This is a genomic window from Limoniibacter endophyticus (assembly GCF_014652835.1).
GTDB lineage: Bacteria > Pseudomonadota > Alphaproteobacteria > Rhizobiales > Rhizobiaceae > Limoniibacter > Limoniibacter endophyticus.
Window position 1 is genome coordinate 1 of sequence record NZ_BMZO01000015.1, and the last position, 9,779, is coordinate 9,779.

At 55.0% G+C, this 9,779-nt stretch carries 14 protein-coding genes; 6 read left to right on the forward strand and 8 right to left on the reverse strand.

Annotated elements, in window-relative coordinates:
• The 3 genes from IE151_RS17420 to IE151_RS17430 all read right to left on the reverse strand — a co-directional run.
• Positions 1-207 (reverse strand): TonB family protein (locus IE151_RS17420; protein WP_102016829.1); only part of this gene is annotated, 207 nt, incomplete at its 3' end.
• Positions 204-575, reverse strand: coding sequence for a cell envelope integrity protein TolA (tolA, locus tag IE151_RS17425; protein ID WP_001237044.1), 372 nt, complete (start codon positions 573-575; stop codon positions 204-206). The genes IE151_RS17420 and tolA, both read right to left, overlap by 4 nt.
• A 273-nt stretch (positions 576-848) precedes the next feature.
• Positions 849-1,094 (reverse strand): hypothetical protein, encoded by a 246-nt coding sequence (locus IE151_RS17430; protein ID WP_032440458.1) that lies wholly within the window; start codon positions 1,092-1,094, stop codon positions 849-851.
• Between the two features lie 326 nt (positions 1,095-1,420).
• On the opposite strand from IE151_RS17430, the gene IE151_RS17435 reads away from it, so the two are divergent.
• The 6 genes from IE151_RS17435 (at position 1,421) to IE151_RS17460 (ending at position 7,982) form a co-directional block, all read left to right on the forward strand.
• Positions 1,421-3,106 carry a colicin-like bacteriocin tRNase domain-containing protein gene (locus IE151_RS17435; protein WP_032440457.1) on the forward strand — a complete coding sequence of 562 codons (1,686 nt, stop codon included), beginning with the start codon at positions 1,421-1,423 and terminating at the stop codon, positions 3,104-3,106.
• 9 nt (positions 3,107-3,115) lie between these two features.
• Positions 3,116-3,373 (forward strand): colicin E3-like toxin immunity protein, encoded by a 258-nt coding sequence (locus tag IE151_RS17440; protein ID WP_032440455.1) that lies wholly within the window; start codon positions 3,116-3,118, stop codon positions 3,371-3,373.
• Between the two features lie 84 nt (positions 3,374-3,457).
• Positions 3,458-3,574: a colicin release lysis protein gene (locus tag IE151_RS17445; RefSeq protein ID WP_189493036.1), complete on the forward strand. Its 117-nt coding sequence runs from the start codon at positions 3,458-3,460 to the stop codon at positions 3,572-3,574.
• 1,175 nt (positions 3,575-4,749) lie between these two features.
• Positions 4,750-6,714 carry a type IV secretory system conjugative DNA transfer family protein gene (locus tag IE151_RS17450; RefSeq protein ID WP_071177727.1) on the forward strand — a complete coding sequence of 655 codons (1,965 nt, stop codon included), beginning with the start codon at positions 4,750-4,752 and terminating at the stop codon, positions 6,712-6,714.
• Positions 6,714-7,445, forward strand: coding sequence for a MobC family replication-relaxation protein (gene mobC / locus IE151_RS17455; RefSeq protein WP_071177728.1), 732 nt, complete (start codon positions 6,714-6,716; stop codon positions 7,443-7,445). The genes IE151_RS17450 and mobC overlap by 1 nt, the downstream gene beginning before the upstream one ends.
• Positions 7,446-7,451: 6 nt before the next feature.
• A complete protein-coding gene (locus IE151_RS17460; RefSeq protein ID WP_071177729.1) occupies positions 7,452-7,982 on the forward strand; it encodes a hypothetical protein in 531 nt (176 codons plus the stop codon).
• 26 nt (positions 7,983-8,008) lie between these two features.
• Here IE151_RS17460 and IE151_RS17465 read toward each other — a convergent pair whose 3' ends face one another.
• The 5 genes from IE151_RS17465 to IE151_RS17655 all read right to left on the reverse strand — a co-directional run.
• Positions 8,009-8,188 carry a Rop family plasmid primer RNA-binding protein gene (locus tag IE151_RS17465; RefSeq protein WP_000165970.1) on the reverse strand — a complete coding sequence of 60 codons (180 nt, stop codon included), beginning with the start codon at positions 8,186-8,188 and terminating at the stop codon, positions 8,009-8,011.
• 25 nt (positions 8,189-8,213) lie between these two features.
• Positions 8,214-8,642 (reverse strand): hypothetical protein, encoded by a 429-nt coding sequence (locus IE151_RS17470; RefSeq protein WP_001140599.1) that lies wholly within the window; start codon positions 8,640-8,642, stop codon positions 8,214-8,216.
• A 163-nt stretch (positions 8,643-8,805) separates the two neighbouring features.
• A complete protein-coding gene (locus IE151_RS17475; protein WP_071177730.1) occupies positions 8,806-9,120 on the reverse strand; it encodes a type II toxin-antitoxin system RelE/ParE family toxin in 315 nt (104 codons plus the stop codon).
• The gene (locus IE151_RS17480; RefSeq protein ID WP_000093040.1) at positions 9,108-9,386 is read right to left on the reverse strand and encodes a CopG family ribbon-helix-helix protein; all 279 of its coding nucleotides are present in this window, start codon (positions 9,384-9,386) and stop codon (positions 9,108-9,110) included. Before IE151_RS17480 ends, IE151_RS17475 begins: the two co-directional genes overlap by 13 nt.
• Before the next feature lie 174 nt (positions 9,387-9,560).
• Positions 9,561-9,779 (reverse strand): hypothetical protein (locus tag IE151_RS17655; protein ID WP_308430540.1); only part of this gene is annotated, 219 nt, incomplete at its 5' end.

The window sequence follows — 9,779 nt, forward strand, 5'->3', positions numbered from 1 at the left end:
AAAAAAAAGGTGACAGCCGGTAAGCGACACGTTGTCCACTCGTCCATCGTCCAGAATATCAAACGTGGCGGTCACCTGACCTTCGATGCGTTTTGCTGCGGCCTGTACCGGGTAGGTTGGCTGCAGTGTGGTTACGGGTTTTAGTGGTATCGCATGTACCGGAGTGAGGAACATGGCCGCCAGCACTGTCAGAGTAAAAGCTTTCATGGTCTGAAATCCAGAGGGGCGTTTTTGAATATTTGCCAGGTATTTTCATCCGGTGCCGGCGGAATTTTGGCGTGGGTAACGGCTGATATTGCTGCTTTACAGAGTTTCGGATCTCCTCCTTCAGCAATGGCGCTGTTCAGAGTGCCATCACGTTGTATGGATATCCGCACGGTGCACATTTTTCCCGCATAGGCCTCTGGTTCAAACATCTGCATTTCAACAGCGGTCTTGATGGCCGCAGCGTAGCTACTGATTTTAGATGACTTATCCAGAGTATAAATTTTCGGCGGCTGGGTGGTGGAATGCTTACAGGCCGTCAGGAGTAAGGGGCTGCACAATGCCAGCAGGATAAAGGGTATTAAACGCATCGGGTTGATGACCTGTCAGTAAAAAATGTTACATGTATATTTGTCACTCTTTACGGCCACGTTCATTTACATAAACACGGCTTATCGTATCGTTTTTACACCAAACGGCCCGCCATGCAGTTGCGTGCATAGGCATGCAGCGGGTTACAATTTACCGGGCGCGTTTCCGGCGGTTTTCCGGGTGGTTTGTTGCCTGTTTTATCCCGTAGCCGCCGGAAACGCCCTCAGACCGTCTGAGCGGTGCGGGCAATGCGACGTTATGGTAAATACCCCTTACCGGCGGCGCTGTGGCTGCCAGGTGAAGGTGGTTTCCGTAGCCTCGTATTTCTCCCGACGCATTTCCTGCGCCCGCCTGGCTTCACGTTCGTCCTGAATGGCACGAAGCACCCTTTCCCGCACCTGTTGTTTTACCGCCTTTGGCAGCGTTTTGTTCCCTTTCAGGCCCATGGCCAGTGCCTGAGCGACAAAGGCGTCCGCCAGGCGCTTTTCTTCAGCGGGAGTCAGTTTCAGGTGCGTCATAGTGGCCTCCGGGCGTCTCAGGTTTCCCGAACAGTTTAACCGCAGGTCCTCTCCTCATGCCAGTTAGCTTTCAGATGTGTCTATACCATCTGAAATGTAAGTGTGATGAATGTCTTAAATAATAAAATTTGTTGCCATGAGAAATTTTCGGGAAAAGACGCGATCTGCTTACAGGTGGCTCCGGGCGCTTTTTTGTGCCTGAAGATGAGAACTAATCTCATATATTGACACCTGAAAACGGGAGGAGTAAGGTAATAATTATACTGTGTATATGTACAGTATGTTGGCTTTAATTTATTGTTTTAAATGTCAAAGAGGAAAACGGTATGAGTGGTGGAGACGGTCGAGGTCCGGGTAATTCAGGTCTGGGACATAATGGTGGTCAGGCCAGTGGGAATGTGAACGGTACGTCTGGTAAAGGTGGCCCTTCATCAGGTGGTGGTACGGATCCAAACAGCGGGCCGGGCTGGGGTACGACGCATACGCCGAATGGAGATATTCATAACTATAATCCGGGGGAGTTTGGTAACGGCGGGAGTAAACCCGGTGGTAATGGTGGTAACAGCGGCAATCATAGCGGTAGCTCTGGTGGCGGACAGTCTTCGGCCACTGCGATGGCCTTCGGTCTGCCTGCCCTGGCTACTCCGGGGGCTGAAGGACTGGCTTTATCAGTTTCCGGCGATGCGTTGTCGGCCGCCGTTGCTGATGTGCTGGCTGCCCTGAAGGGGCCGTTTAAGTTTGGTCTGTGGGGGATTGCGATCTACGGTGTGCTGCCTTCTGAGATTGCAAAAGATGATCCGAAAATGATGTCAAAAATTATGACGTCATTACCGGCCGATGCGGTGACGGAGACTCCGGCAAGTACTTTACCACTGGACCAGGCGACGGTTCGTGTCAGACAACGGGTTGTGGATGTGGTGAAGGATGAGCGGCAGCATATTGCGGTTGTCGCAGGTCGGCCAATGAGTGTCCCTGTGGTGGATGCGAAACCGACAAAACGTCCGGGGGTATTCAGTGTGTCGATTCCGGGTCTCCCGTCTCTGCAGGTGAGCGTACCGAAAGGTGTTCCGACAGCGAAAGCCCCGCCAAAAGGCATTGTTGCTGAAAAAGGTGATTCACGTCCGGCTGGTTTTACAGCCGGTGGTAACTCCCGTGAGGCCGTTATTCGTTTCCCGAAAGAGACCGGACAGAAGCCGGTTTATGTGTCGGTGACAGATGTTCTTACCCCGGCACAGGTAAAACAGCGTCAGGAGGAAGAAAAGCGTCGCCAGCAGGCATGGGACGCCGCTCATCCGGAAGAGGGGCTGAAAAGAGACTATGATAAAGCGAAAGCTGAGCTGGATGCCGAAGATAAAAATATTGCGACCTTAAACAGCCGCATTGCATCGACAGAGAAGGCGCTCCCCGGTGCAAGGGCTGCTGTTCAGGAAGCCGATAAAAAGGTAAAAGAGGCAGAGGCAAATAAAGATGATTTTGTGACTTATAACCCGCCTCATGAATATGGCTCCGGGTGGCAGGATCAGGTTCGCTATCTTGATAAGGATATTCAGAATCAGAATGAGAAATTAAAAGCGGCTCAGGCATCTTTAAACGCAATGAATGAATCCTTATCCAGAGATAAGGCTGCACTTACCGGGGCGATGGAGAGCCGGAAACAAAAGGAGAAAAAAGCGAAGGATGCAGAAAATAAGTTAAATGAGGAAAAGAACAAGCCTCGCAAGGGGACTAAAGACTACGGCCATGATTATCATCCAGTACCTAAAACAGAAGACATAAAGGGACTTGGAGAGTTAAAGCGAGGTGATCCTAAAACACCTAAACAAGGTGGTGGTGGTAAGCGGGCCCGATGGTATGGCGATAAAAAACGTAAAATTTATGAATGGGATTCCCAGCACGGTGAGCTTGAAGGGTATCGTGCCAGTGATGGCGAACACCTAGGCGCATTTGATCCCAAAACGGGTAAGCAGGTTAAAGGGCCAGATCCAAAACGGAACATTAAAAAATATCTTTGAGAGGTAAATATGGGGCTTAAATTACGTTTGACATGGTTTGATAAGAAAACTGAAGAGTTTAAAGGGGAAGAGTATTCTAAAGACTTTGGTGACGATGGTTCTGTCATTGAAAGCTTGGGAATGCCTTTAAAGGATAATATTAATAATGGTGAGTTTGATTTGAAGAAAGAATGGGTTCCTTTACTACAGCCATTTTTTAAAAATCAAATAAAACCTGATGTGGATAATTGTTATATAGCTTTTGATTATCGGGACGGTAACTGGTAACAAAAAATTATCAAGGATGATTTGAAATACTGACTTCCGGTGTTCAGGGATGAATGCCGGAGTCTTTAAATACAGGGAAAGTATATGAAAAAGGTAAAGACTATTTTTCTTTTTATATTGATTGTTGCTGGCTTTCTTCTGGCCGCATGTCAGGCAAATTATATCCGGGATGTTCAGGGCGGAACGGTGTTTGCCCTGTAAACGAAAAAACCACCTGGGGAGGTGGTTTGATCGAAGGTTAAGTCAGTTGGGGAACTGCTTAACCGTGGTAACTGGCTTTCGCAGAGCACAGCAACCAAATCTGTCCTTCCAGTGTAGCCGGACTTTGGCGCACACTTCAAGAGCAACCGCGTGTTTAGCTAAACAAATCCTCTGCGAACTCCTTTTGCGTGCTTTCCCGGGTTGGACTCAAGTGAACGACCTACCGGAAACGGTGGGGATCTTTAAGTCCTGTCGGGTTTCGCCCGTACTGTCAGATTCATGGTTGAGCCTCACGGCTCCCACAGATGCACCGAAAAAGCGTCTGTTTATGTGAACTCTGGCAGGACCGGCGCGGCCCTGCCGTTTTGCCTCACATGTTAGTCCCCTGCTTATCCACGGAATCTGTGGGTAACTTTGTATGTGTCCGCAGCGCCCGCCGCAGTCTCACGCCCGGAGCGTAGCGACCGAGTGAGCGAGGAGGCGCAATTTCCCCGGCACCTGCAAGACGGTCACCGGACGCGCTGATGTGGGATATTGTCCCCTGATTAAGTCTTTCTATTCCCTGACGATCAATTATCAGGATAGGTGAACCATGTCGGTTTTTCGCTGAACATTTTACGTTAACCTATCTCTGTTGCTTTTTTCTCCTTGCGGAGAAATGCAAGTCATCCCCGCTGGGGCGTGGCTGACTTCAGGGGAAAAGACCTTGCTTACGCTGGCTGGACGCCACCGACGCACGGTCTTTTCCCCTCTTTCTGGCTCTGTCCGGCTGGACGCCGGCCACGCCAGAAATTCACCCGGCCCCCGTCAGGCTCACGCCTGACCACCCACAAAAATCCACGGTGCTGGACGCACCTGACGAAGCAGCAAAGCTGCTCCTGATTTTGCGGGTGGTCAGCCGCTCGCTATGGCGAACTCTGACGGGGGCCGGAACACCGGAAAAGACCGCACTGGGGTGCCGCCTTTTCCTCTCACACGCTGGGGCGTGCTCGTTGTTCCTCCGGGGCTGCGCCTTTTCCGCATGGGGCGGAAAGAGGCTGGCCTCCGCGGTGAAAGCTGAACGCAATCACCACGGACGTGACCGCCGCCGCCATGCCTTGGGGCATGTCCGCGGCTTGTGCAGCGGGGGCTGCGCATCACGCCGGTAAACCCGTCGTCTGAAGGAGAGAGATTGCATGTTTAATACGGATTCGCTTGCCTGGCAGTGGCATATCCCGGAGCTGGCCCGGCAGATTTACCCGTGGGTCAGCTGGCTGTACCGGGAGTATTACAGTCTGGCCGGTTTTTTTCTGGTTATCGGCCTGTTTTTCGGTCTGGCTGAACTCTGGGCCGGCCGAATGCGTTTTGTGGGGCTGAGCCATAAGGCGCGGCGGGAGTATGCCGATCGCTATAAGCGCGATAATAACCGGACTGTGCCATTTTCGGTGCTGGCCTCGCTGGATTCACCCGGGCGGATGGTCAGGGCACGGCGACATGTCTGGAACTACGCGTACTGGCTGACCGGCGCTGCCGGTCTGGCCCTTCTGGGGGGGCTGGTTGTCGCCGTGTTTATCGAGAGCTGGGGAGAAACCGTCCTGCGCCCGGACCTCTATGCGAACGCAGATTATTACCTGCTGCAGCCGGCTAACCTGTTCGGGATAGCCTGGTGTGCCGGAGGGCTTGTCGCCGGCGTCCTTCTGGCGCGGCTGCTGGCGTTCCTGCTGCTTGATGGTCATTTTGCGGCCGCTGACGAGGCGGTGAACGCGAAACTGAATCAGGAGAGCCGGCGCAGCAGCCAGCGGACCGGAGAAATGACAGACGTCCGCCACCTGCATTTCGGGGAGCCGGTACCGGTTAACGCGCTGGCCGATTTTTCCACGGAGCAGGCCCGGAAACAGCAGGCGGTGTTTCTGGGTAAGGATGAGCAGGGCCAGCCGGTGCTGGTCCCTCGTGATACCTGGCGCAAGACCAATATTCAGATCCTCGGCCTGCCCGGGAGCGGCAAGAGCGCGATGGCCACCAACGCGCTCATTCGCTGCGTACGCGATTTCGGGGACGCTGTGGTGTACTTCGACCCCAAAGGGGACGCGTGGGCGCCGCACGTCTTCCGGGCGCACTGCCCGGACTTCACCCTGCTGGATCTGCGGCCGGGGAAACCGGCGCAGCTGAATCTGTTCCGCGATCTCGACCAGTACGCCCTGAAGAATCTGCTGGTTGCCGGGTTTAACCTGAGTGAGACCGGCGACGTGGCGGACCACTACCGCATCAGCGAGCAGAAAGCGGCGAAGCTGATTGCGGAGCAGTTCCCGCAGGGGGCAAACATTCAGCAGGTGCTGGCGGCGGCGTACGCGTTGCCGGAGGCCCTGAAAAAGGACGTGAAGGGGCTGATCACCAAGCTGGAGAACGTGGCCGACCTGAGCGTCCTGCAGACGGACAGCGGTATCGATGTGGCGGGGATAATCAACGGCGGCGGCTGCCTGTACGTCATCGGCTCGATGGACGATGAGGCGGTGATCCGGGTGCAGAAGATGCTGTTTGCCCGCTGCGCGCAAATCATCATTGCGCGGGATGAGTTCCGGAGGTGGCCGCACGCGAGCATCATGCTCGATGAGATTAAATATCTGCTGTCGAAGTACGTGCTGAACGCGCTGGGGACGCTGCGCAGCCGGGACTGCAACCTGCTGCTCGCGCACCAGTCGCTGGGCGACTTCGGTCAGTGCGGGCAGGATCTGCCCGCTGATTTTGTGAAAACCACGGTACTGGATAACACGCCGATCCGCTGGTTCTATCGCGCGGCCAGCCAGGAGTCCGCGCAGTGGGCGGCGGGCCAGACCGGGGAGATCCGGGTGGACGTGGAGCGCCGCCGGGCCAGCCGGGAGGCGGGGAACGTGGAGCACATCAGCGGCGACAGCTTCATCCAGAAGGAGGCGCGGCCGCTGTTTGACGTGAACACCCTGCAACACCTGCCTGACGGGTTCGCGGTGATGACCGGGCTGGGCGTGGCGCGGCTGGCGTTCAGCAGCCCGCTGCGGGTTGAGCGCCGGGAAATTTCGCTGAAAACCTTCCCGGTGCTGGCGAAAACGGACCCGCTGGCGGAGTACCTGCCTCCGGCCGACGGCGGCGGACCAAAAGCGGATGATGATTTTGCGGGGCTTTACTGATGACACTGGAGCAGTACAACGTCAGCCACGCGAAGCGGCAGGCGCGGAACGCGGAGAAAACACGGCTGACCCTGCGCTGGCTGCGGGAAGAGCTGTGTTCCACGGCGGAGCTGGTTGCGCGACGGCTGGGGATTGCGGCGGTACAGCCGGTTTACCGCTTCCTGGACAGTCTGGTGGCGAAAGGGCTGCTGGTCCGGGCGAAATACCCGGTTGACGGCCGTCAGGTCAGCGTGTGGGGGCTGACGCCGCACGGGGTGGCGTTCTCGTTCGACGAGGACGAGCCGCTGACGGACGTTATTCCGTTTCAGCCGTCAAGGGTGTCGGCGGCGCAGCTGCCGCACCGGCTGGCCGTGCAGTCCCTGCGCCTCTCCATGGAGGGCCGGGGGGCCACCGGCTGGCGGTACCTGCACCGTATGGCCCTGAAAGGGATGAAAGTGCCGGACGCGCTGGCGGAGCTGGACGGCAGAACGGTGGCATTTGAGGTAGAGCGCACCGTCAAGAGCCGCAGGCGGTATCAGGAAGTGGTGTCCGGGTATCTGTTCAACCGCCGGGCGAACGGCATCGATGAAATCTGGTACATCTGCCCTGACCGGCCGACGCTTGTCCGGGTACAGCGGGCGATTCTGGCGGTGGATGAAATCGTGAATCCACAGACCGGCGAGGCCCGCAAAACGGTGGAGCTGGACCGGGAGAGGCTGTTCGCGTGCTTTAAATTTATGACAACGGAGTGAGGGATTATGGCGCTGTACATGGTATTTATTGAGGACGTGGAAGACAAAGACGGCGAGCGCTGCATTATGCCAACCAGCGAGCATCTGGAAGACATGGTGGTGCTCGCCTGGCAGACCGGGGCGTATGTTTTCTGTTTTGTCGACCGGGCCCAGCATCTGGCGATGATGAAATCCATCGGGATGTATGACGAGCGGCTCAACAGCGACGAAAAAGCCACGTACTTTTTCACCGGTGAAAATCCGCAATGGGAACGGGACAAACCCACAGGAATGAAGCTGTGTGATTACCTCTATCGAAAGGTGGAGCGGTTCGCCATCGAGAACGGTGTGCAGGTGGTTGATGCCGGGAAGTGCTCACCGGAGCAGATTAACGCGATGATTGAGGTGGTCAGCGAGCGGCACGGGGAAAGCGCGGTGAACGAGAAGCTGAAAGCGGAGCTGATGCGGGAATATAACAGCCGCTATTTTAACGTGCCGGTGCCTGAACTGCCGGAGGACAAACCCGCCCGCCGGTGGTGGCCGTTCGGCAAAAAATAACGCCAGCACCGGCATGGCCGGTGCTGTTATTCTTCCCCGAGCTTATCCCGCATCACCTGCCAGAGTGTTTCCGCATCCTCGTGAAGCCGTTCGCACATGTCGGCCGGGGTATCCATGTCCAGCTCGTTCAGCTTTTCCAGCAACAGCAGCGACTGATCCTTAATGAATTTAGCCATATTGAGGGCAGTTTTTTCCTGCTTCGTCATGTTCTCCATTCCCTTCGGTAAGTTCTCAGCTAAACCAGCCGGACCAGAAGCGTTTTTTCTTCTGTGTCAGTTCTGTTGTCAATCTGTCCACTTCGGCCTGGAGTTTCCGGCGCTCATCATCGTGCTGGCGGCGTTCTTCTTCCCGGGATGTTTTATCTTCCAGCATCAGGGTGACAGCCTGCCGGAGATCGGCCAGTTCCTTTTGCATTGCCAGAAGCTGTTCCTGTGGGAAATTTTTTTGTGTATTTTCACGGTGTGAAATGCCGGGAATTTGTTTCTCAGGGATATTCACATTTCCGTATACACGGATCAGTTCTGACACATCCACGACAGGGTTGTTTTTCCCGTCACGTGACACGGTAACCTTTCCCTGTTTTACATGATTGTATAGCGTTCTTCTGGTAATGCCCGCGGCTTGTGCTGCCTGTGAAAGGTTGAGCAATGTTTTCGCCACTGTATACCCCTGATTTTATCGGGTGTGAAAGGTGTGTAATTTCTCACGGTAAATGTATCGCTGAATTTTACCCGTTTTTCCGTTCAGGATGTGGTTTTCTGACGCGCTGCGCTTGTCAAACCGGCGACGGCCACGCAATGAATTGCGCCCCCGTCATCGGTTATTAGAGGCTGTCTGCCCCCGGATACCCGGATTCTTTCTGATGCCTGACGGTGACGATCACAATCTGGTCCATTTCCCGGTCGTGGCGGTAGAGCATCACATAGCCACTGTCGCCAAACCCGATCACCAGTTCCTTATATTCCAGCGGCAGAAACGGCACCGGGCGGCCAATGTCTGGCAATGTTTTCAGTTGCTGGATAGCCCGGACGATCACCTCACCTCCTTTTCTGGCTGCCAGCCGATTTTTGGTTTTGAGAAAGTCCTGAAGGCGTTGTAAATCGCGCTGTGCCAGCGCGGAAATCGTTACCTGTGGCATGGCGGAGCATCCTGCTCGTTCTCAGTTCCCCAGGTACTTATCCAGGCTTCCGCTTCTTCCGCAGTAAGGTGCAGACCCGTTTCCTGATAGTGCTGCCATGCGGCCTGTCCGTCCCGCAGGTACTGGCTGCGCTTCTCTTCCCGGTCGATGTATTCGGTGATTGCCTCCAGCATTAGCGCGTGCGCTGAGCGGTGCCGGTCATCGGCCAGCGTTTTCAGCCGGTCCTTAAGTTCTTCATCGAGCCTGATGGATGTTGCTGATGACATAAAAGCCCCTTTGTAGTCATATGTATTACACATGACTACTTTAATCCGTGGCGGCGCTATTTGCCAGAAATACGGCTTTTGCTGCCCATTTTTCAGCTTCGCTTCCACTAATCAGGGCTGCTACAGGCTCACTCATCATCCAGGACTATTGCAGCCTGCGGGTTAAAGGACCTGTTACTGGCGGCAACCATCATCATTGAGCTTTTGGGTGGTGACTGGTCGCGGATCCTGTAAGCCGTCATTTTTCAGACTGAATTCAAAATTTATAACCTGTCGCATTGCCGGGTGCCCTGCGGGATATAGCCAGTGCCTCATTGCCGTCAGCGTTTCCCGAAAAAAAAGGTGACAGCCGGTAAGCGACACGTTGTCCACTCGTCCATCGTCCAGAATATC

Coding starts and splice junctions, on each gene's coding strand:
- tolA (WP_001237044.1), bottom strand. CDS start 575: ATGCGTTTAATACCCTTTATCCTGCTGGCATTGTGCAGCCCCTTACTC.
- IE151_RS17430 (WP_032440458.1), bottom strand. CDS start 1,094: ATGACGCACCTGAAACTGACTCCCGCTGAAGAAAAGCGCCTGGCGGAC.
- IE151_RS17435 (WP_032440457.1), top strand. CDS start 1,421: ATGAGTGGTGGAGACGGTCGAGGTCCGGGTAATTCAGGTCTGGGACAT.
- IE151_RS17440 (WP_032440455.1), top strand. CDS start 3,116: ATGGGGCTTAAATTACGTTTGACATGGTTTGATAAGAAAACTGAAGAG.
- IE151_RS17445 (WP_189493036.1), top strand. CDS start 3,458: ATGAAAAAGGTAAAGACTATTTTTCTTTTTATATTGATTGTTGCTGGC.
- IE151_RS17450 (WP_071177727.1), top strand. CDS start 4,750: ATGTTTAATACGGATTCGCTTGCCTGGCAGTGGCATATCCCGGAGCTG.
- mobC (WP_071177728.1), top strand. CDS start 6,714: ATGACACTGGAGCAGTACAACGTCAGCCACGCGAAGCGGCAGGCGCGG.
- IE151_RS17460 (WP_071177729.1), top strand. CDS start 7,452: ATGGCGCTGTACATGGTATTTATTGAGGACGTGGAAGACAAAGACGGC.
- IE151_RS17465 (WP_000165970.1), bottom strand. CDS start 8,188: ATGACGAAGCAGGAAAAAACTGCCCTCAATATGGCTAAATTCATTAAG.
- IE151_RS17475 (WP_071177730.1), bottom strand. CDS start 9,120: ATGCCACAGGTAACGATTTCCGCGCTGGCACAGCGCGATTTACAACGC.
- IE151_RS17480 (WP_000093040.1), bottom strand. CDS start 9,386: ATGTCATCAGCAACATCCATCAGGCTCGATGAAGAACTTAAGGACCGG.